Below are 19619 nucleotides of genomic sequence, written 5' to 3'. Positions count from 1 at the left end.
CGTCACCGGGGCATCAGGAAGCGGGTCAGGGAATCAGCCATCATCCCGTGCCCCTTCGCGGTCGGGTGGACGTTGTCGGCGCTGATCAGGCCGTACGTGTTCGGGGTCGCCGGGCCCATCCGGACGCCCCAGTCGAACCACGAGATCAGCGGGTCCGACGCCTCGAGTTCCCCCAGCGCGGCAAGGTAATTCGCCCACGGGGACAGAGGCGCGGTGTCCGTGCGCTCGAACATCGACGTGAGCACGATGCTCGGGCTGATCGTGCAGTTGGTGCGGATCGTCGAGATCAGCGTCGAGAGGTTGGTCTTGTAGACGCTCGGCTGGTTGGCGATCACGTCGTTGGTCAGCAGCGCGATGGTCACCAGGGACGGCTGAAGCCGAGCCACTCGCTGCCCGAAGTAGCCGATGGCTGCGCTGTAAGTAGTTGTGTTCCAGCCCCAGTGGGCCGCTTCGGTGAGAACCAGGCCCGCGGACTCGTCTCCGTTGTAGCCCGTGGATCCACCGAAGTAGACGGTGCCGCCCGCGGAGTGCGAGATCGTCACCGTGTGGGTCCCGGCCGCACCGAGGCTGACCCGTGATGGAGTTCGCTCCTGCACGGGCGTTATGGCTGTCACGATCGTGGTGGCGGCGCCCCCATCGACCGAGACTGCGACGGTCCCGGAGGATGGGTTGCCGGTGAACCACAGGTCGAGGGACGTGCCGACGACCGTGCGGCTCAGCGTGACGCCGGTCCCGAAGGAAACGGACCGGCCGCCCCAGCCGATGGAGTCATCGTTCGTGACCGTACCGGCCGTGACCGACCACGTCTCCACGGCGTTGTTCCCCGCGGCAGCATTGCCCTTTCGGGCCGGGACGAAACCCTCGCCGCCGACTACGCCGGTCGCGGGGAACGCTGTCCGCAGGCTGTTCCAGGTGCGGGTCAGGTACCGGGCCGACGATGCCCCGGCCGATGCCCCCTCGGAGATCGAGTCACCGATGGCGAGCCAGTCGACCCTGCCGGAGTTCCGGCCCCCCAGGGCCGCATGGAACGGGCGCAAGGCCCCAGCGCGCTGGGTCTCCAGGCTCGATACTCCGGCCTTCGTCGTCGGGGTGTAGCTGGCCAGGTCTGTCCGGGTCACGCCCGGCGCGTCAAGGATTCCCATGGTCAGCTCACCGTCATCGCGGGCCGGTTGGTGACGGCCCCGTTGGCGTTGCGGGCGACCGCGGGCTGGGTCACGGTCTTGGTAACGGCCCCGGCGTACGTCACCGTGTAGGCGTCCACAGCGCCCACGAACGCGCTCGACACCGTGGTCGCCGCGTACGTGCCGGTCGTGCCGTCGGGCCACACGATGCCGGCGCCGGTCGCAGCGTTGTTGCTGTCACGGGTGATCGCGCCGACGATCAGCCCGTCGATGTTCGAGCCGTGCTGCTTCAGCCAGGCATCCGACCCGGCGGCGAGGTTGATGCTGTTCCAGGCCGATGCGGCGAACGAGCCGGGCGACGTGTGGTTGGCCTTCGCCGAGCCGTAGCTTCCGTCCGGGAGCTGCACGATCTGGTTCGCCGTGTAGGCCGTTGCGGGCTGCCACCTCTGGGCATACGTGCCACTAACGGTGGTATCGGCGACGATGTCGGCGCCGGTCACGGTCCCTGAGCTCTTACCGAGGACGCTGGTGAACTGGGTGCCGCCTCCCCCACCGCCTCCGGTCGAGTCGGCGCGCAACAGGTTGCGGACGCCTCCCTGGCCGGTGTTGACCCACACAGCGACCGGGCCACCATCGGGGCCGGCGAACGCGGGGATGAGGCCGTCACGGTCGCTGACGAGGATCCCGCTGGGGATCGCGGCGCCGAGGTTCCCTGCGTCGTCGACCGCGACGAGGTCGGTGATCTGGGTGCCGCCTGTCCGGGCGGTGAACACCTTGACGGGGACACCGGCGACGGGGCGGCCGAGGAAGTCACGGACGTAAGAGTCGTCCGTCGGGGAGAACACATTTCGTGCCAAGGGTGACTCCGGGTACCAGTCGACCCCAACCCCGCCTACAGCTTAGAGGATGACGCCGGGTCACAGCGGCGCAGACCCGATGTCGGCGGCCGGCCAACCGAACGCCGGATCCGGGGCCGCGGTCGGTGGGAGGGCGGCTTCCCGTATGGCTTGCGACTGCGTGGCGTCCGGCTGTGGGACCCAGATCGCGCCGCGCACGCGGTGGGCGTAGGCGAGGACGTCGACCTGGTCGTCGTGTGAGGCGGTCGGGAAGCCGAGAACTTCCTGTTGGAAGTCGGCGAACCAGTGTGCGGCGGGCGGGAACAGGATCTGTCCCTGGCCCATGCGGCGGCTCGCGGGGACGGCACGCGTGAACTTGTCGGTGTCCGCTTCGAGCTTCTCGATGAGGGCGCCTTCGCGGGCGGCCGTGTACACGAGGTCGTACCCGTGCTGGGTCGCTTCGACGTAGATCGGGCACTGCCAGTACGAGTAGAGCGGCGCGACGACCTTGTCCCAGTGGTCGGTCGGGTCGACCTGCTCGCGGCGTAGGTCGAGCATGAGGAGCTCGCCGGACATCGCGATCGCCCACACGGCAGCGACGGTCCAGTCAGCGGACGTGCGCAAGCTCGCGGCGAGGTCAACGGTCATGAACCGCATGCAGTTGCCGAGGTCGACTTCCGGCGCGGACCGGCCGGGCATCTCGATGTGCCACGGGTCGCCGGTCGCCTTCCAGAACCGGAACGTGTTCTTCTTGAACAGGCCACCGGACGCCGGGTACGGCGACCCTTGGTAGAGCGCCCAGAAGTCTGCCTCGCCGACGTCGGCTCGTTTGCGGCGCCACTGCTCCGGGGTCCGGCCACGGGCAGAGATCAGCCATTCGCCTTCCTGCCGACCGAGAGGGTCGCTGACGGGGACCGGTGTCTCGCCGGGCCCGACGGGCCGGGACTCGACGATCGCGGGCACGTTGACGTACCGCCACCGGTCGCCGTTCTCGGTGAGTTGCTGGCCGATCGGGTCGTCCTCGGTCCAGCGGGTGTGGTCCATGACGACGAGGGACTCGGCGGACAGTCGCGACGTGATCGCGGTCTGCCACTGGTCTTTCCAGAGCTCTTTGAACGCTTTCGATCGGGCCGTCTGTCGGTCCTTCACGACGTCGTCGAGGATGATCACGTCGGCGGGCTTGCCGGTGATACCCCCCTTGAGAGAGACGCACACGAGGCCGCCCTTGTACCCGTCGATCTCAAGGTTGTTGACGGCCTCGGACCCGTGACGCAGGGACAGGTTGACGTTCATGCCGTTCAGCGGGTGCGCCCCGGAGTGTGCGGACAGCGCCTGCTTCATGGACCGGCCCCACCGCACGGACGACTGATCGTCGTAGGAGATGACCATGAGCCGCAGGTCCGGGTCCCGCATCAGCAACCACAGCGGGTAAGCCCTTGCTACAAGCGAGCTTTTGCCTTCCTGGGGCCCCATGGAGATCGCCAAGTAGGCGGGGTTGATCGTGGTCTCACGCTCGACTGTTGCAGCGACCAGCTCATCAGACAACAGCCGCAGGCCGGGCGTCTCGACGTACGTCTTGTCGAGGTTCATCAGGAGGTCGAGCGGGCCCGGATACGGCCGCTGCCGCCAGTCCTTCCCGCGCATGCCCCGTTCGAAGCCGGCCATGAACGCGTCGGCGTTGTAGGGCATGCGAGCTCCGGGGACGACGAATCGGCCCCAACCCCGGAATCATCCTACGTGCGCTCGAACCACCCTTGCCCGGGCCGGAACACGTGCACGGGTGTGCCGTCGCCCCGGTCCTGGTTGACGGTTCCGCAGTGGACGCACCGTAGATACTTGCTTTCCGGGCCCAGCGACAGCCACTCGTGTTCGCACGGCTCCGGTTCGGGTTCGGGCTGCTTCTCGAACCCGTCTGCATCCCATTCGGCTCCGCACGCCCTCTTGCTGGTGCAGGTGATCTCGACGGCGTAGCTGGTGGTGTCGACGATCTCGGCTTCGACGGCGGCACCACAGCGGGGGCAGCGGAGATCCATGTCAGTTCTCCCGGTCCTGCATCGCTTCTTCCACGCGTTGTTCAAGAGCCTTCCCTGCGGCGATGAGCTTCTCGCCTAGGCGAGTCGCATGGCTCGCCGAGGCCAGAAAACTGAGGTCGCCATCTCCCCAACCGAACTTCAGCGTGACATGCACCTTGGATGCGCCGTCCGGGATTTCCACGGTCCACCACGAGGCCGCCTTCATCGGGTCGCTCAAGACACCAGTGTCGGGCTCGTCCTCGAGCTTCCGGGCATCGTCGCGACCGGGGGCAGGCCAGAGGCCAGCGGGGTCAGTCATCCTCGGTCTCCCACTTGAGCGCCCCCTCGTGCGGTCCCTCGTGACCTCCAGCGAGGGCGCAGTAGACGTACCTGTCGACGGCCCCGGACTCGGTGTCGTTGGTCCAGAAACGGTTGGGACAGTCGATCACGTGAAGTCCTCAGGGTTGGCGAGGCCGCGCCGGATCATGTCGCGTGCGTGGCGGTTCGGGATGACGAGCGGGTACTCGCTGCGCTGAGCGAGGAGGCGAACGCCGGAGACGGTGGGGGTCGAGGCCATAGCGGCGTGGACCTGGGCGCGGCAGTCCGGGAAGTCGGGTACATCTTTCAGGTGAGAGCTGCTGTAGCCCGTTTGATAGGACCGACTTTCTCGAACAGTCACGGCGCCCACCGCCAGTTCAGAGCAGGCACGTACGTCACGGGCTCCGCCTCAGGTAGCACCAGAACCTGACCCTGCGGACACAGATCCGACGACCGGACGTCGCACAACGCAGCCCACGGCAAGGCAGCGACCGCCTCACGAACGGCAGCCTCACGGTGCGGCTCACACACGAGCACCTGCCGGGCCCGACGCAGCTTCTCCGCCCACGCCGTGAGGTCAGCGATCGGGTCACCCTGAACCTGGCCGTCCGCAGCCGGGACAGCAGTAACCCCGTCCACAGTCATCGACCGCACGAGTTCGTCGAACGTCACGCCGCCCCTTCCAGGATGTGCAGGTTCGCGGCGACAGCCTGCATGAGCCGGCGCATCTCGCTCTCCCCCAGGTTGAGCCCAGCGTCCTCGTGGGACCGCATCATGAGCTGGCCCATGCGTTCCCCGAATTGTTCGGCGATCCGAATCTGATGCTCGGCAACACCGGCAGCGTGCGCGGCAGCAGCAGCCTTGATCAGGTGGGCGCGTTCCTTCGACCAGAGTTCCCACCACAGGTTCACCGCCGCGGCCTCGGCGGTCGTCGTCGTATCGACCGGCCCCTCGGCGGTACGGCCCGTCTGCCTGGTCTCCGACTTCGTGCCCCAGATCAGCGACGCAGGATCCTCGCCGACGACCTGGTGAATCTGCTCACCCAGCCAAGCAACGACACCAGCGGAACGCCGGACCTCTTGCAGGAGCGCCTCAGCCGGCGAGATGTCGAGCTCCAGGCCGAACTCGAGGACGGCGCGGCGGGCCTTCTCCTTGCGGGCGGCGACCTTGTGGTTCGGCATTGACCCGCCGTGCAACTTACAAGATCCAATACCGACGTGATCGGTGCCCCAGCCAGCGGGCCGCCGACAGGTCTCACCAGAACCGTCACGTTTCCTGCCGCCGCAGTAGTTGGGTTCTGTCACGGCGTGCCATTTCCGGGGCTGGTGTCATGGCATGAGGGAGTGAAGGCCATCCGTGCAGCGTACGCCGTTGATAGCCGCATCCTCTGCTTCGAGAGGCGTTGCCTATGGAGTGCATGCCGCGGGTTTGGGCGGGGCCGGGAGCGTGACGGGGTCGAGCCGTGGTGGGTCTTCCCATTCCATGCGGCGTGTGGCGACGATCGTGCCCCCGGGTTGGACGATGTCCGCGCGGCGGATCCAGTCGGTGTGGGTGCCGTTGTGGGTGGCCCAGTGGGTGAGTACTGCTCGTCCTCGAGTGGGGTGGTCGGAGTGTGCGAGGGCCCATGCGTGTGCGGGCTGGCATGTGCGCAGGCTCTGCCAGTGGAGGATCGCGATGACCGGGAAGGGATCGTCGAGCGCGATGATCTCGGGGCCGGGGACAGCGCGGAGAATCCGGGGAACGGCGGGCATGGTGCTCCTGGTGCGAGTGCCTGGCCGGCGCCGGACGGCCAGGTGTGGTGCGACCCGCTGGCCACGGTAGCGAGCTGGTTCGGCGTGGCGGTTCCGCCGACTGGGTGAAGCGTCGGGCGGTGTTCCGGGGGCTGGTGAACGGTGAACGTATAGCCTCCCGCGAACACCGGCCCACGCGGCGGTACGTCGACTTGATGAACGAGCGGTTCGTCGCGCTCTTGGCCTACGCGGCCGAGGGCGAGCAGCTGGAGATCCTGTTCGACGGCACGACGTGGGTGGCTCAGCTGCCGGTGCTGCCCCGGGGCGCGGATCACCGTTGGGCAGCCGGCGAGGGCGTCACGCTGGAGCTGGCCCTGGCCGCACTGGAGCGTGTGCTCGGCGTGCCGAAGTGGACCGGCTGACGGCCACATCCTTCGGCCCCGGCGGTCACGTGGGGTGAGATGGTCGTGAGGCCGGGGCCGAGGTGGTGCTGTCCGAACAGTTCGGAGGGGGCAACCTCGAACGCTCAGGAGCCGTCACGGTAGCGCCAGGTCAGCGCGCTCGTCCCCGGAATCGCTGCACCAGCTGGTCGATGCCCCACAGGGCTGGTGCGGCGGCCATGAGGGCGAGGCCGATCAACCCGGCGTGCGGTGGAGGGGTTGGGAGCCAGTGAAGGCCTTCCTCGATCACCAAGTCATGGTGCCGGGCGGCGCTCCGGGACGGGCTGGATTGTGCGGCGGGTGCAGCGCCCAGGCTCAGGTGGGGAATTCTGTGCTGTCGTCGGGGTTGGCTGCCTGGTAGATGGCGACGTCTGCGGGGTCGTACTTGGCGCCGGGGCAGGCTTCCTTGTCGACGATGGGGTGTGCGGGGCGGTGTTTCCCGCCGCGGTGTCCGCAGTTCTTGCACATGGGGCCGAGGGCTTCGGTGGCTTCGGTGTCGCTCATGCGGCCATCATTCCGTGGCGTCGTCGAGGTTCAGGGGTGGGGCCTGGTCGACCATGCGGGCGACCTCGATGTCCTCGATGGCGATGGGGCGGCCTTCATCGGTCGCTTCGACCGCGGCCTGCAGGAGGGCCTGAGGGGTGAGGTGGGTGGCGGCGATCGCGGTCTCGACGCTGTCGTAGACGCCGGGTAGGTCTCGGCCGGCGCGGGTGGCGGTCCAGCCGTCCGGGCCGGGTGTCGCGGTGAGGTCGCCGATGCGGGTCTCGTCTGTCACTTGGGCATCCATTCGGCGATGCACCCGGCGGCTTGCTCTGGGTCGGCGCGGTCGACTGGTTCTTCCTGGACGATCTGTCCGTCGCGGCTCTTGGCCCAAGTGCCGGGGTGACGGACGAGCCACATCTTGTCGGGGTCGATTCCCCACCCGGCCCACATCTCTTCGCCTTCGTCGAGGTCGGGCCACGGGAGTTGTACGGCGTCTTCACCGACCGTCTCAGGCTCAATGCCGTGGGCGCGGAGAGCAGGCAGGAACTCCGCCCACCAGCCGCCGGGCATCTCGCCGCAGTCCTCGAATGTCTCCCAGCGGGTCACGGCGCGATCCCTTCGTCCCACGAGTACGTCTCGGGTCCGTCCTCGCCAGCCTGGTAGTCCTCGACCCAGCCCTCGTAGTCGTCGCCGGTGAGCATCCGGACGAGCTGGTCGTTGATCCATTTCTGGTGGTGGTCGCCATCGGTCTGGCCGAATTCGTAGAGGAGTTCGAGGGCGAGTTCAACGCGGTCTGTATCGGTGTCCGGGCGACGCTCGGCGGCAATGAACAGGTCGGCGGGGACGTAGCTGCTAGCCGCTGCCTGCTCGGCGGTGGGCTGCGGGATGGCTCGGTTCTCGACGCGGGACAGCGGGGCGTCCGCGGGGAGCCCGGCGGCAGCGAGGGCCTCGGCCTCGGTCGGGTGTTCGCTGGTGAGCGTGTAGCCGCGGCCGGTGGGCTGCGTCCAGAGTTCGTAGACGGTGCGCATGGCGTGATCCTTTCAGCGGGACGCTTGAGCGTCTGGGAGTTGAGTGAGTAGTTCGGTTCCGGGGTGCCCGATGAGCACCCACGCGAGCAGCGTGACGGCGATGAGAATGGGCACACGGACCTTGGTCTCCACGTCGGACCCGGTGCGGATGCGCCACCCGTACGGGAGCAGGTGCCGGTCCTGGCCACGCCACGGGACGCCGGACAGGGTGCATGCGTCTCCGGCGATCCCGGCGGGAACTCCGATGAGGACTCCCCCGACGATCGCTGCGATGACCGTGACCGGGAGCCCGCCGGGGTAGGTGCCGACGACGGCGAGGGCGGTGAGCCAGGACAGCGCGGCGTTGGTGCCGGCGTCGATGCGGGGCCAACGGAACGATGAGTACCGGACTCGGAGCAGGCGGCACAGCCACCTGGGCGGGCGAACGTCTTGCATGCACGCGCACCATGCGTCGACACCGATCAATGCCAGCCCGGTGACGAGGGCTATCGCTACGGCGCCGAGGCCGTCGGACAGGACGTCGAGCCAGTGCCACGCCCCGGCTGCCCCGGCGAGGAGGGGCGCGACGAGACAGAGCAGGAAGGCCCCGGCGAACCCGATCGGTGCACCCCGGGACACGTCGTGCGTCCATTCCCGGTGCCCGCCCGCGGCCCGGCCAATCCACGCGCACGGGACCTGGGTGACCGGACCCCACATGCGGGCCGGGCTGGACGAGTGGTGGTCGGTGTCCGGGAGGAGCGCGCCCGCCGTCGCCCCGGCCACGAGGGCGAGGACGACGGACGGGCGAGGATCCAGGGGCGCCAGGGTGAGGGCCGCCAGTTGGCCGGCGAGGGTGCCGCTCGGCGCGTGTGACTTGGTGAGCATCGGGTCACGCCGACTTCGCTGGTGCGCGCTCGACCCAGCGACTGATCGTGCGGGGCGTCTTGCCGACCTTCCGGGCGGCCTCGGCCTGGGTGATGTCGCCGGTGATCCACGCGTCGACGATGCGGCGTTCCTTGAGGCTGAGCCGGGCAGCAATCTTGGGGATGACCTGCAGTTTGTCCGGGCCGATGTCCGGCCCCGTGTCTGCCTCGGTGGCAGCGTCTGTGTCTTCTTCGGCGTCCGGTTGCGTGTCGGGTGCGGTGTCGGGTGCGGTGTCTGGCCGGGTGGCCTCGGTCGTGTCTGCTGCGGTGTCCGGGAGGGTGTCCGGCTGGGCGTCCGGATGGTTCTCTGCCGGCGCGTCCGGTCGCGTGTCCTCGCGGATGTCGCGGTCCATGTCGCCTCGCTTGGCGGCTCGGATGACGCCGCGGATGTCCGCCGCGAGCTGGGCGAGGGACCGCCCGGCGCGGGTCAGCAGCGGGAGCCGCTGGGTGGTGGCGTACGCGGGCGGCACGAGGTAGCCCAGGGCGTGAAGCATCAGCATGAGGAGGTGTGCGGTGATGGCCATGAGGGCGGCAGGCCAGCCGTGGATGAGGACACGGGCCCAGAGTTCGGCGCCAGCCATGTCGGCGTCGGTTCCGGTGATCCAGCCGTCGGTGACCTGGACGGCGATGGTGACGGCGGAGCAGATGACGAGGACGAGGGTCGCGTAGGCGGCAGATGGCCGGCCGGTCAGGGCGAGGCGGGCGAGGTAGGCGACCAGGACGGTCAGGTCGAGGGTGAGGGGAACGAGGTGCGCGGGCCGGACCTGCCGGGCGCCGGTGTCGATCCAGACGGTGTCGAATCCGGCGGTGTACGTGAAGCGGTAGGCGGCGGCGAAGCACACGGCCATGCAGATGAGGATGACGACGATGGATGAGATCGCGGCGACCCAGATGACGCGGCGCCAGGTCTTGTCGGAGGACGGTGTGGGGGCCCGGAGGGGTGTGGTTTCGCCGGGCGGGAGCATCCATCCGCCGTTGATTGGTGTCGTCGTCATGGGGTGTGGTCTCTGTCGTCTCAGGCCTCGTCTCATGAGGCGTCTCATTGCTGTCTCAGGTATGTCTCATGGGCGTCTCGTCTCAGCGTCTCAGCAGGTCAGAGGGGGGTGGCTGTGCGGTGACAGTGGATGCCACCCCCCGGTGGCGCTGACTGTGACAGTGTGAGACGCCTGGCGGTGTCAGCGACTGTCAGGCAGGGTCCGGCTTGATCGCGTAGACGCCGTCACGGACGCGCATCACGTCGTCCATGGCATCGAAGTCGCGGTACACGGTCGCCTTCGATGTGGTGATGCCGACCTTCCCGAGGTCGGCGACGATCGCCTTCCAGTGCATGCCCTCGGCGCCGGCCCGCTTGAGGATGCGGCGGATGTGTTCGCTGCGGTCGCTGCTGGGCGGAGCTGGCTGCTCGAGTTCGGGCTCGTTCGCGGTCCAGGACTTGGCGATGATCTCTTCGAACGTGGGGTCCACGCCGGCGGCGGGCCTGTTCTCGATCTGCGGCTCGTTGGCGGCGCGGTCGCGTTCGGCCTGGACTTCGCGGGCCCGTTCCTTCGCCTTCTCGAGGGCGTCGTTCATGTCCTGCTGGGCACGGGCCATGCCACCCGGGCCCTTGTACTTGTCGTCGAGCTCGGGCAGCTTGGTCGGCTGGCTCGGGGCGGGGTCGTTCGGGGTGCGGGGTGTGGGTGGCATCGGTGCTTCTTCTCCTTGGGTTTGGAGCCAGGCGCCGAAGCGGGCCCAGCGGTTGGTGTAGTCGTCCCCGGCCGCTTGGGCGGAGGGAGCGTCGAGGGTGGGTCGGCGGGCGATGGTGGCTTTGGAGATGGCCTCGATCTGGTCCGGCTCCAGCCGGTAGGCGACGAGGGATCGCATGGGGGCGCCGGGCTGCCGGATGAGACCGGACCCGGGGGTGGCTGCTTCGTCGATGAGCTTCTGGCAGTCCCAGCCGAGGACGTACGCGGCTTCGGCTGCGTCGGAGGGACGCATGGCGATCTTCGTTCCGGCCTGGGCCTGGATCGCTGCGGGCACGAGGTCGCTGGTGCCGCGGACGCTGGACAGGACGATCGCGAGGCGCGCGGCGCGGCTGATCGTGATGAGCGATTCGAGGCCGGTCGCGAGGCGGTTGTCGCCGCGGTTCGCTGCGGTCGCTTCGGCGCCTTCGTCGAGGGTGATGACGATGCCGGGGATCTCCGGGCTGATGGTGAGCTTGTCGACGTTGAGCTTGCGCATGAGCCGCTTGTAGGCCTGCTTGCGGGCTTTCGCGATGCGGATGGCCGCGTGGATCATGCGGACGGCTTCGTCGACGGTGGGCGCGACCCAGTCGATGGGGGGTGTGTCCATTTCGCCGTCGAGCCACGGCAGGAGCCACGGCGAACTCATGCCGGAACCGTTGAGGTCGATGTGCCAGTTCAGCGCGTCCGTGCAGCGGGCGATCATCGCGTTGATGACCTGCAGCAGGTTCGTTTTCCCGGACCCGATCTGGCCGGCGATGAACGCCCTGCTGTTGAGGAGGTCGATGAGGGCGAGGGCGCCGCCCTTGTGCATGCCGACCGCGAGGAGGTCGTTGAGGCTGATGGGTGAGTAGTCGTCGGGGAACGGGATCGCTTCGGCAGTCGTGTCGACCGTCGAGACCTTGAAAATGATGTGACCGCGGTCCTTGCCGGGTTCGATCTCGATGCCGCACCCGTTGGGTAGGGGCACGTCGGTCGCGAGGCCGGGCAGGTACTGGTCGAGCTGCTGGCGGGTCACGCCACCGGACGGCAGGCGCGCCTCGAGGTCGTATCCGACACCGGACGGCCAGTGCTGAACGCCGACGATCTTGAGTCCCTGGACCTTGCAGACGCGGGCGATGCGGGCATCCCACTCGGCGCCGAAATCAGCGAGGGCCTTGTTCGCAGCGATCTTGGCCTCGGTGATGACGGCCTCGTCCTGGGCCTGCTTCTCGCGGGCCTTCACCCGGGTCTCGTGGTCGGCGAACTCGGGCGCTGCGAGGGCCGCGCCGATGGTCCCGGCGATGAGCGTGCCGACGGCGGTCGGCCAGGGTGCGCCGGCCAGGGCCCAGGTGAGCCAGCCACCGGCGGCGGTCCAGCAGGTGGCGCGTGCGGCGAGACCGGCGGGGCTGATGTCGCGCATCGCGGCACGGACGGTCACGCCGACCGCGGCGGCCAGACCGACGCCAATCCCGCACGCGGGAGCCACTTCGGTGATTCGCCCGATGAGAGCAGCTGCGGCCAGCGCACCGCCTGCGTTGACCGGGGCGGCGATCGGGCCGTGCCGCCACGTGGTCCAGTCGACCTCGACCCGCTTGGGCGCCGGCGCTTCTTCCTTCTTGCCCTTGGCCGGGCGCGGCACGGTGGCCGCGCCCGGGGTGCGGGTCTCGGTCGCGGTACTCATGCCTGGTTGTTCACCGTGTCCCACATGGCCTCGTTCGGCCGCGGGTTCCGCAGGCGCTCGAGCTCGGCGGCGTGGACGATCTCGAACACGTTCCTGATCTCACCGGCGGTCGACGCGGTGGACATCTGGCACGAGATGACGGGCTCGATGGCGTTGCGGACGGCCGGGTCGATGGGGAGCTGGTCGGTGCCCTGCTGGAGGACCTGGATGACGGAGGCGACAGAGGCCAGGACTTCCTCGAGGCCGGCCATGTCTTCGCCCCACTGGACCATGCCTTCGGGGGTGTAGCTGGAGGCGAGGGAGACCATTTCGTCGGCCTTCGCCTTGAGCTGGAGTGCGAATGCGCTCATCGCGGCGGTGCTCCTTTCGGTTTCGTTCAGGGCAGGGCCGGGGCCCTGGTTGACGGTGTCGCGGACGGGCGGGTTGTCGAGCTCTTCCTGCTGGCGGCGCTTTTTGGCTTCTTTCTTGTCGCGGGCGACGCGGGGGTTGTCGGGGATCTCCTTGCCGAAAGCGCGCAGGACGGCCGCGAACGCGAGCCACTTCATCCAGGCACCGCTGGTGCGCATGCCCCGCCAGGCGGCGACGCTCCCAGCGAGGCCGAGTGCGAGGGCGGTCCGGGTGACGCGGCGCCTGAACTTCCCGATCCGGCCGATCTTCTTGCCCGTCTTCTGGCCGTGCTTGGCCTGCTGGCGGGCGATGGCGGCACCTGCTGCGCGAGCGATCTGCATGGGGCTCTTGCCGCGGGCTGATGCTGCGCCGCGGATGGCGGCCCGGCCGGTCTGGTAGCCGCGCTTGGCTGCACCAGCTACCCGCTTCGCTCCCCCGACGGCCTTTCCCAGCCGGGCGGCGTTCTTGGGTCCGGCGACCCGACTAACCGCGCGGCCGAGACGAGAAGACTTCGCTGGAGTGTTCGCGCCCGTCTTGCCTCGGGCTGCGCTGGTGCCGGTCTTGCTGCCGCTGGCGTTCTTCCGCCCGGTGACTGCGTTCCGGAGGCGGCCCAGAGGTCCACGGGCAGTGCGGTGCGCTCCCCCACCGCGAGCCTTCGTGCCGAACCCGCCGGCGCCCTTGGCGTGACCGCCGCCCTTGCTGCCGCCAGCACCCGATCGGCCGGCCGTCGATCCGCCGCCGAAGAGCCCCTTGCCAGCGGCACCTCGACCGGACCCGGAGGCTCCTGCCTTGCGACCGAAGAGCCCACCGCCGGAGGATCCCGGGCGAGACAGGAGACCCGATCCGCCGCTGCGGCTACCGCCACGGCTCGACGATCCGCCCCCACCTGACTTGGGCGAGCCCTTCGCCGTCGGCATCCCGAGACCAGCCGACCGGGAACCGGTCTTGGCACCGACACCATTGCCCGCGATCCCGGCGCCGGGCTTGCCGGGCCCAGTTTTCCCAGCACCGATACCGGCGCCACGGGACAGCGGCGAGGACGGCTTGCTGCCCCGCATCGCGCCCTTGCCTGCCGCTGCTGCTCCGGTGCGACTGGTCCCGGCACTCCCCCGGCTTCCGCCGCCAGCTTTCGGCAGGGAGAAACCAGCGGGGCCCTTGCGGGCGCCACGGGACGGCATCGACAGGCCGGACAGTGCGCCGCGGCCGGTGGTCGCGTGCCAGCCAGCCTTGTTGCCGAGACCGGTGGCGCGGTTGCGGGCGGTCTGGCGGGCGGTCTTGGCGCGAGCTTTCTCGGCCTGCGTCCGTGCCTTCTCGGCCTGCTTGAGTGCGCTGGTGACGGCTTTCGGGTCGGGCTTGCCTTCCTTGGCTGCCTTCTCTTTCTGGTGTGCGCGGTGTGCCGCGTACCCGACGGCTGCCGTTGCTGCGGTGGTGCCGCCGGCGATCGCGAGACCAGCGGGCCCGGCGGCGAGCCAGGACGCGCTACCCGTGATCGCGGTCGCGTCGAGGGCGGTGATCGCGGCGACGGGCCCGGCGATGATGAGGCGCTTGACGTCGGCGACCATTTCCTCGATGTCGTCGAGGACCCCGTCGTCATCTTCGGTCTGCGGGACGGGCTGCATGCCCGCGGGTTCGGGCGTGCCCCAGTCGGGTGCGGTGGTTTCCGCTTCGGCGGTCGTCACTTGACGATCGAGTCGTAGATGCTCGCGATGGCGTCGGCGAGGCTGGAGGAGACGGTGTTGACGGTTTCCATGAGTGCGGCGCCGGCTTCGGTGGAGCCGAGGAAGACGCCGAGGAGGAGGCCCGCGACGACGCGCCGGCCGGTGTAGAGCATCCAGCCAGTGACTGCCAGCAGTACGACCGCACCGGGGGTGATCACGGGATGTCCTTTCGGTCAGAGGGCTTGGAGGGTGAGGGCCGTGCCGCCGCTCGGCGGGTGAGAGACGGCACGGCGTTCAGGGGGCGCTCAGGAGGTGAACTGCAGCGGCCTGGAGGTGCGGCAGGACCCGGTCGTCTTGCCTTTGCCGCCCCACACGCGCAGGCGGACGCGGATGTCGGGGACGTCGTGGCCGGCCTGAACGCTGGTGATGAATCCGGTCTTGCTACCGGATGCTTTGACGTCGTCGTGGGTGGAGGGCTTGCCGCCCTTGGCCCACCACGTCTGGTAGGAGCTGTTGCCGGCCCAGGGGTTCTGGGAGAGGTCGATTCGGTCGAGCTTGGTTTCCGGGGTGGTGGTCCAGGCGGCGTTCCAGTAGCGGACCGTGTAGCCGTTTGTCATGTAGTCGAAGGCAACGCGGACGGTGGTCCCGCCGCTGGTGCAGGACAGGGAGAGGTGCTGGGTGGTTTCGGCGTGGGCGGGCGCTGCGGTCAGGACGGATCCTGCGGTGAGGGCCAGCGCGGCGGCCTTGTTTGCGATTCTCACGGTGTGCCTTTCGGGTGGGTCAGTCGGCGAGGCCGTCGAGGGTGAGGTCGACGAAGATCTGTTCGTACTCGGGCCGGTCGGTGCTGATCGAGAGGAACTGGGCCCACGTGTATCCGGCGGCTTCGACCTGCCGTCGGGCTTCGGCGCGGGTGACGCAGTCCTGGTAGGGCGAGCCCGTGACGCACGGCTTGACCGTGGTGGGAAGGCCCGGGTTCGGGGCTGCGGCCTGGGCGGGCTGAATGATTTGGGCCGCGGCGGCGGGTTCGCTCACTGTTGTGGCCGCGAGGATTCCGGCGGTCACGGCGATCCCTGCGCCGATGGCGGCGATGGTGGCGTTCATCGGGCGAGGGTCCAATCTGCTTGGGTGCCGTAGTCGGGTCCGGGTTCGGCGGGTTCGGGTTCTGGGTCGTCGTCTTCGTCGGGCGGGTCCTGCTCGGGTGGTTCGGGCTTGGCGTAGTCGAGGGGTTTTGTGGGCCGGATCTTGGTGATGGCCCACCAGACGATGAGCGACTGGGCCCAGATGAAGAGGGAGAGAGCCAGGGTGAGCTTCACGCGGGGATTTCCTCGGGCTGCTCGTCGGCCGCCTGGTCCCAGCCGAAGTGCTCTGCCCGGTCGCGGTCCTGCCGGACACCCATGCGGACGATGTAGACGACCAGGGCGAGACCGACAACACCGAGCGGGATGATCGCCCACACGGGCAGGGCGGGCATGTGCCGGCCGAGGAGGATCGCGGCCAGGAGCGCGGCGCCGACGTAGGCCTTGTTCACGGCTGCACCGCCGGGTTACTCGGGTGTGTTGACGACGTGGCCAGCAGGCGGCCCGGGCACGACACTTCGTGACTGGTGGCTTGCTCACGCTCGACTTCTAGGGAACGGAACTGGCGGGGTGTGGCGTCACCGATCCCGCAGCGCCTGCACAGCCACCACGAGACGTCACGCCTTCCCATGTACTGGGCGACGGTTTCGCGGGTGATGAGCATCAGCCGGCTGCCTTCTGCACCTCGTCAGGGTCACCGTGGATTGCGATGAGCGACTGTTCGATGCGGGGCAGGTGCTCGGCGATCAGTCGGCGGTACGTGGTGACGGGGTGCTCGTCGACGTAGTCACGTTCCTGCTTCGAGACGCGGTTGGTCGGTGCGCCGAACCTGCCGGTGTGGGTGACGCTGATTTCGACAGTGACCGTCGTCGGCTCCGGCATGTCGGCGAGACCTTCGCGCATTTCTCGTCCGGCGGTGGCCTGGTTGCGGGCGAACATCAGACGGTCTCCTTCTGGGAGAGGTAGACGGTGGCGGCGATGGCGGCGAAAGCTGCTGCTGCGGTGGCCAGGAGGGCGAAGCTGCCGGTGGCGGCGATGAGCGCGGCGACGAACAGCCAGGCCAGGTGCCAGGACTGATCGATCAGGTGCGCGCCACCCAGCGGCGGGGCGAGGCGGTAGAAGTTCCCCTTCGCGGTCAGCTCGGAGAATGTCGCGAGGGTGTGGCGGCGGTCGGCCCAGTAGTGGGTGACCGCGTCGAGGGCGACGCCGGCGAGGAGCGCCCACGTGGTCGTTGTGCCCCACAGGTCGAGCGCAGTGAACGCTTCCGCGAGGAGCACGAGCTTGGTCACGGTGAGCGTCGCGACGTGCGACAGGCACGCGCCGTGTCCGTGTGCACCGCCCTTTTCGCGGGCCTGCCGGTCGGTCTGGATGAGGTGGTCGCCGACGTGATGCCCGACGAACCAGCTGAGGAGGATGACGGGGAAGACGATCGCGGCGTTCATCGGAACCAGCCTTTCTTCGGTGCGGGCGGGGGCGGTGGTGGTGCCGGGCGGACGTTCTTCCCGGGTGTGATCCAGGGGTTCACGTGGCGGCCTCCGTGAGGGTCTTGCGGGCGGCTTCGGCGTCGATGGCGTCGGCGAGAGCGAGGGCCTGCCGGGCGAAGTCACGCAGGGCGGCTGTCGTGTGCCTGGTGGTGCTGTGCCCGTTGCCGATGTAGGCGCGGACGGCGCCGTTGATGCGGGCGCCCCAGATCGCGATGTTCCCGATCCCGATGGACTCCGTTGCGGTGTCGTCGTCGTACGGGGTGATCTGGGTGGGGGTCCAGGTGGCCATCAGATCCATCCCCTTGCGGCCGTGACCTGTCGGGCGGCGATGTCTTGGCCGAGAACGCTGACGGCGTCGTCCCACGCCTGGCGGCTGCCGGTCGTGTCGCTGACCTCGGCCTCGTGGCGGATTTCAGCGCAGGCGATGGCGAGGGGGTGCAGGTCGTTGAGGTTCACGACTTGCTGACCGCGAGAATGTCTGCGGCGCTGGCGATGACGGTGGTCTCGGTGTACCAGTAGGCGTCCCCGACGAGGGTGACGGTCTCGTCGTAGTCGACGCGGCGGCGGGACTGTTCGAGGTCGGCGACGAGTTCGGCGGCCTGGTGCTGGGTGCCGGTGAAGGTTCCGTGGATGCGCATGTCGCTGTATTCGCCCTGCCCGATGAGCCAGGTGGCGGTCTGGGTCTCGTCGCTCATCGCTGCCCCCTTGCGGCTTCGGCGGCCTGGTGCGCGGCCTCGCGGACTTCCCGCATGTCACGGAGCCGCTGGCGTTCGCGTTCGGCCTGCGCGGTGCGCCGGGCCTGCCACTCGTACTGGGTGGCCTGCTGGTCCTGGGTCATGTCGTCTCCCCCGTGGAGCCGGTGATGGTGAGCTGCTGGGTGACCGGGCGGCGCATTGCGTCCGCGTCGGCTTGCTTGATGCGCAGTCGGCGGCCGACCCAGGTGGCGTCGAGCTCTCCGGAGGCGATCCAGCGCAGGACGGTGGTCGGGTGGACCTCGTGCTGCCTGGCGACCTGCGTGGTGGAGAGGTCTTCCGTCACGTTCGGCCGTCCCTTCGTGTCGTCACTTGCAGTGCATGCAGTGCGATCACTGCGTGACATTGAAGTTAGCGCTGCGGTTAGTACCGGTCAATACGAGAGCACGATTTACGGGGAAGATCTCAAAGACTGGGCAGTACCGGTTAGTGCCAGCGGGAACCGCGTCCAGTAACTTCGAAGATGTGGCCCCAGACGACCCTCAGCACGTAGTCATCGCGACCGCCCTACGGGCACAGATAGCCAATGGCGAGCTCGCGCCGGGGGCACGCATACCGTCCGAGCAGTCCCTCGCAGACTGGTTCGGGCGACCACGGCCGATCGTCCGGCTGGCACTCAACATCCTTCGCAGCGAAGGCCTCATCGACACCAGGCCAGGACGAGGGACGTTCGTCCGCGAGAAGCCAGCCGTGATCGTGCGTCGGTCGGATCGCTACAAGCGGGCACCGCGGCCAGATGGGCTCACGTCGCCGCTGTGGCGTGACGCGACCGCGGCCGGCGTACGGCCCACGTTCTCCCCCACGCCGAAGACAGTTCAGGAGCGGGCAAGCGAGCAGATCGCACACCGACTGCGAATAGGCCCTGGCGACCCCGTCATGCACACGTCGTATCGGTGGGTGGCTGACGGGCAGCCCATACAGCTTTCCGAGTCCTGGGAGCCCGTGGCTCTCGTCGGCGGCACGGACATCGAAGAGCCCGAGGTTGGCACCGGTGCAGGCGCTGGCGTTGTGGCGCGCATGGACTTGATAGGCGTCCATGTCGACGCGATCTGGGAGGGCATCAAGACGCGCCCTTCAACGGCCGAGGAACGGCGCCTGTTGGCCATCCCGGAGGACGTGTGGGTCATCGTGATCCAGAGGACACACATGGCCGGAGAGAAGCCTGTGGAGACGTGCGACATCGTCATAGCCGCAGACCGCTACGAGCTCGAGTACCTGATCCCGATCGAGTAGTTCACCGGTTCTCGAACCCTACGCATCGGTAGCCAGCAGCCTGTGTGGGTGCGCATACTCTCGATCACCGCGGTTGCGGCCCTGCTCCTTGCTGCTTGTTCCGCATCGCCGGAAGCCCCATCGACTCGCCCTGCCGCCGAGGCGGCCGAGGAAGCATCGGCGCCGGCCAAGGTTGAGCCGCTGACGCGCAAGCAGGCCAGGGCGATGCTTGTCCGCGTGAAGGACCTGCCGTCCGGGTGGGGCTCAGTCCCTGAGGGCGAGAGCGGCTTCGACTGGACGGTGCGCCCGAAGGCATGCGAGTGGGTCCTCACGACTCCCGCCAGGTTCCCGACCGAAGACCTCGCCGTCGCCGTCTTCACTGATGGCAGCAGCGTGTTCGCGTCGTCGTTCTCGCAGCGCGTCTACCGCGTGAAGGGCAAGTCGGCATCCTGGCGCCTGGACCAGCTGCGTAAGCACCTGGGCAATTGTGGCAAGTTCACGTTCACGAACGACCAGGGCACGGAGAAGCATCGAATAAGCGAGGTGTCATTCCCGGCCTTCGGGGAAGACTCGATCGCGGTCCGGGACACGATCGTCTGGACGGACGGGAACACGTACACCGACGACTCGGTGTACGTGGCGGTGCGTGGCGCGACCATCCGGTTCATGTCGACAGGTTCGGCGACGCCGCTGCCGGGCGGCGAGCTGGAACAGCTGGTGCGAGCTTCCATGAGTCGGCTGCCGGACTAGCAGCACCTGCGACGAGGCCCCGCACGGATCGATACCGGGCGGGGCCTTC

At 68.7% G+C, this 19619-nt stretch carries 31 protein-coding genes; 3 read left to right on the top strand and 28 right to left on the bottom strand.

Going from position 1 to position 19619, the window contains the following annotated elements; translation table 11 throughout:
- Positions 1-2: 2 nt before the first annotated feature.
- The 8 genes from QSK05_RS26770 to QSK05_RS26735 form a co-directional block, all read right to left on the bottom strand.
- Positions 3-1142, bottom strand: a complete 1140-nt coding sequence (locus tag QSK05_RS26770) for an SGNH/GDSL hydrolase family protein (protein WP_285600106.1) — start codon at positions 1140-1142, stop codon at positions 3-5.
- A gap of 2 nt (positions 1143-1144) precedes the next feature.
- On the bottom strand, positions 1145-1978 hold the full coding sequence (locus QSK05_RS26765; RefSeq protein ID WP_285600105.1) for a hypothetical protein: 834 nt from the start codon (positions 1976-1978) through the stop codon (positions 1145-1147).
- 60 nt (positions 1979-2038) lie between these two features.
- A complete protein-coding gene (locus QSK05_RS26760; RefSeq protein ID WP_285600104.1) occupies positions 2039-3646 on the bottom strand; it encodes a phage terminase large subunit family protein in 1608 nt (535 codons plus the stop codon).
- 44 nt (positions 3647-3690) lie between these two features.
- Positions 3691-3990: a hypothetical protein gene (locus QSK05_RS26755; protein ID WP_285600103.1), complete on the bottom strand. Its 300-nt coding sequence runs from the start codon at positions 3988-3990 to the stop codon at positions 3691-3693.
- Position 3991: 1 nt separating this feature from the next.
- Positions 3992-4207, bottom strand: a complete 216-nt coding sequence (locus QSK05_RS26750; protein WP_285600102.1) for a hypothetical protein — start codon at positions 4205-4207, stop codon at positions 3992-3994.
- 73 nt (positions 4208-4280) lie between these two features.
- Positions 4281-4418: a hypothetical protein gene (locus tag QSK05_RS26745; protein WP_285600101.1), complete on the bottom strand. Its 138-nt coding sequence runs from the start codon at positions 4416-4418 to the stop codon at positions 4281-4283.
- Positions 4419-4955: 537 nt separating this feature from the next.
- The gene (locus QSK05_RS26740) at positions 4956-5591 is read right to left on the bottom strand and encodes a hypothetical protein (RefSeq protein WP_285600100.1); all 636 of its coding nucleotides are present in this window, start codon (positions 5589-5591) and stop codon (positions 4956-4958) included.
- Positions 5592-5693: 102 nt separating this feature from the next.
- The gene (locus QSK05_RS26735; protein WP_285600099.1) at positions 5694-6038 is read right to left on the bottom strand and encodes a hypothetical protein; all 345 of its coding nucleotides are present in this window, start codon (positions 6036-6038) and stop codon (positions 5694-5696) included.
- Positions 6039-6232: 194 nt separating this feature from the next.
- Between QSK05_RS26735 and QSK05_RS26730 the strand changes: the two genes are divergently transcribed.
- Positions 6233-6439: a hypothetical protein gene (locus tag QSK05_RS26730; RefSeq protein ID WP_285600098.1), complete on the top strand. Its 207-nt coding sequence runs from the start codon at positions 6233-6235 to the stop codon at positions 6437-6439.
- A gap of 333 nt (positions 6440-6772) precedes the next feature.
- On the opposite strand, the gene QSK05_RS26725 is transcribed toward QSK05_RS26730, so the two are convergent.
- The 20 genes from QSK05_RS26725 to QSK05_RS26630 form a co-directional block, all read right to left on the bottom strand.
- Positions 6773-6961: a hypothetical protein gene (locus tag QSK05_RS26725; protein ID WP_285600097.1), complete on the bottom strand. Its 189-nt coding sequence runs from the start codon at positions 6959-6961 to the stop codon at positions 6773-6775.
- 7 nt (positions 6962-6968) lie between these two features.
- Positions 6969-7232 carry a hypothetical protein gene (locus QSK05_RS26720; RefSeq protein ID WP_285600096.1) on the bottom strand — a complete coding sequence of 88 codons (264 nt, stop codon included), beginning with the start codon at positions 7230-7232 and terminating at the stop codon, positions 6969-6971.
- A complete protein-coding gene (locus tag QSK05_RS26715; RefSeq protein ID WP_285600095.1) occupies positions 7229-7546 on the bottom strand; it encodes a hypothetical protein in 318 nt (105 codons plus the stop codon). Before QSK05_RS26715 ends, QSK05_RS26720 begins: the two co-directional genes overlap by 4 nt.
- On the bottom strand, positions 7543-7968 hold the full coding sequence (locus tag QSK05_RS26710; protein WP_285600094.1) for a hypothetical protein: 426 nt from the start codon (positions 7966-7968) through the stop codon (positions 7543-7545). Before QSK05_RS26710 ends, QSK05_RS26715 begins: the two co-directional genes overlap by 4 nt.
- A gap of 12 nt (positions 7969-7980) precedes the next feature.
- On the bottom strand, positions 7981-8832 hold the full coding sequence (locus QSK05_RS26705; protein ID WP_285600093.1) for a metal-dependent hydrolase: 852 nt from the start codon (positions 8830-8832) through the stop codon (positions 7981-7983).
- Positions 8833-8836: 4 nt separating this feature from the next.
- Positions 8837-9865: a hypothetical protein gene (locus QSK05_RS26700; protein WP_285600092.1), complete on the bottom strand. Its 1029-nt coding sequence runs from the start codon at positions 9863-9865 to the stop codon at positions 8837-8839.
- Positions 9866-10055: 190 nt separating this feature from the next.
- Positions 10056-12251, bottom strand: a complete 2196-nt coding sequence (locus QSK05_RS26695; protein WP_285600091.1) for a hypothetical protein — start codon at positions 12249-12251, stop codon at positions 10056-10058.
- A complete protein-coding gene (locus QSK05_RS26690) occupies positions 12248-14317 on the bottom strand; it encodes a hypothetical protein (protein ID WP_285600090.1) in 2070 nt (689 codons plus the stop codon). The genes QSK05_RS26695 and QSK05_RS26690 overlap by 4 nt, the downstream gene beginning before the upstream one ends.
- Positions 14314-14514 carry a hypothetical protein gene (locus QSK05_RS26685; RefSeq protein WP_285600089.1) on the bottom strand — a complete coding sequence of 67 codons (201 nt, stop codon included), beginning with the start codon at positions 14512-14514 and terminating at the stop codon, positions 14314-14316. The genes QSK05_RS26690 and QSK05_RS26685 overlap by 4 nt, the downstream gene beginning before the upstream one ends.
- Before the next feature lie 87 nt (positions 14515-14601).
- Positions 14602-15057, bottom strand: coding sequence for a hypothetical protein (locus tag QSK05_RS26680; RefSeq protein WP_285600088.1), 456 nt, complete (start codon positions 15055-15057; stop codon positions 14602-14604).
- A 19-nt stretch (positions 15058-15076) separates the two neighbouring features.
- Complete coding sequence (locus QSK05_RS26675; RefSeq protein WP_285600087.1) at positions 15077-15397, bottom strand: hypothetical protein; 321 nt, start codon at positions 15395-15397, stop codon at positions 15077-15079.
- The gene (locus QSK05_RS26670) at positions 15394-15609 is read right to left on the bottom strand and encodes a hypothetical protein (protein ID WP_285600086.1); all 216 of its coding nucleotides are present in this window, start codon (positions 15607-15609) and stop codon (positions 15394-15396) included. Before QSK05_RS26670 ends, QSK05_RS26675 begins: the two co-directional genes overlap by 4 nt.
- Positions 15606-15824 carry a hypothetical protein gene (locus QSK05_RS26665; protein ID WP_285600085.1) on the bottom strand — a complete coding sequence of 73 codons (219 nt, stop codon included), beginning with the start codon at positions 15822-15824 and terminating at the stop codon, positions 15606-15608. The genes QSK05_RS26670 and QSK05_RS26665 overlap by 4 nt, the downstream gene beginning before the upstream one ends.
- Before the next feature lie 211 nt (positions 15825-16035).
- A complete protein-coding gene (locus QSK05_RS26660; protein WP_285600084.1) occupies positions 16036-16311 on the bottom strand; it encodes a hypothetical protein in 276 nt (91 codons plus the stop codon).
- Positions 16311-16814 (bottom strand): DUF3307 domain-containing protein, encoded by a 504-nt coding sequence (locus QSK05_RS26655; RefSeq protein ID WP_285600083.1) that lies wholly within the window; start codon positions 16812-16814, stop codon positions 16311-16313. The genes QSK05_RS26660 and QSK05_RS26655 overlap by 1 nt, the downstream gene beginning before the upstream one ends.
- A gap of 79 nt (positions 16815-16893) precedes the next feature.
- A complete protein-coding gene (locus tag QSK05_RS26650; RefSeq protein WP_285600082.1) occupies positions 16894-17145 on the bottom strand; it encodes a hypothetical protein in 252 nt (83 codons plus the stop codon).
- On the bottom strand, positions 17145-17312 hold the full coding sequence (locus QSK05_RS26645; RefSeq protein WP_285600081.1) for a hypothetical protein: 168 nt from the start codon (positions 17310-17312) through the stop codon (positions 17145-17147). The genes QSK05_RS26650 and QSK05_RS26645 overlap by 1 nt, the downstream gene beginning before the upstream one ends.
- A complete protein-coding gene (locus QSK05_RS26640) occupies positions 17309-17551 on the bottom strand; it encodes a hypothetical protein (protein ID WP_285600080.1) in 243 nt (80 codons plus the stop codon). Before QSK05_RS26640 ends, QSK05_RS26645 begins: the two co-directional genes overlap by 4 nt.
- Positions 17548-17694 carry a hypothetical protein gene (locus QSK05_RS26635; protein WP_285600079.1) on the bottom strand — a complete coding sequence of 49 codons (147 nt, stop codon included), beginning with the start codon at positions 17692-17694 and terminating at the stop codon, positions 17548-17550. The genes QSK05_RS26640 and QSK05_RS26635 overlap by 4 nt, the downstream gene beginning before the upstream one ends.
- Positions 17691-17894 carry a helix-turn-helix domain-containing protein gene (locus tag QSK05_RS26630; protein ID WP_285600078.1) on the bottom strand — a complete coding sequence of 68 codons (204 nt, stop codon included), beginning with the start codon at positions 17892-17894 and terminating at the stop codon, positions 17691-17693. Before QSK05_RS26630 ends, QSK05_RS26635 begins: the two co-directional genes overlap by 4 nt.
- 179 nt (positions 17895-18073) lie before the next feature.
- Here QSK05_RS26630 and QSK05_RS26625 point away from each other — a divergent pair, with 179 nt between their 5' ends.
- Together QSK05_RS26625 and QSK05_RS26620 are read left to right on the top strand one after the other, a co-directional pair.
- On the top strand, positions 18074-18841 hold the full coding sequence (locus QSK05_RS26625; protein WP_285600077.1) for a GntR family transcriptional regulator: 768 nt from the start codon (positions 18074-18076) through the stop codon (positions 18839-18841).
- A gap of 48 nt (positions 18842-18889) precedes the next feature.
- A complete protein-coding gene (locus QSK05_RS26620; protein WP_285600076.1) occupies positions 18890-19570 on the top strand; it encodes a hypothetical protein in 681 nt (226 codons plus the stop codon).
- Positions 19571-19619: the final 49 nt, after the last annotated feature.

The sequence above is a fragment of the Kineosporia sp. NBRC 101731 genome (genome assembly GCF_030269305.1).
Classification (GTDB): domain Bacteria; phylum Actinomycetota; class Actinomycetes; order Actinomycetales; family Kineosporiaceae; genus Kineosporia.
The sequence above is the reverse complement of the archived record's forward strand: the minus strand, read 5'-3'. Positions and strand labels throughout refer to the sequence as shown.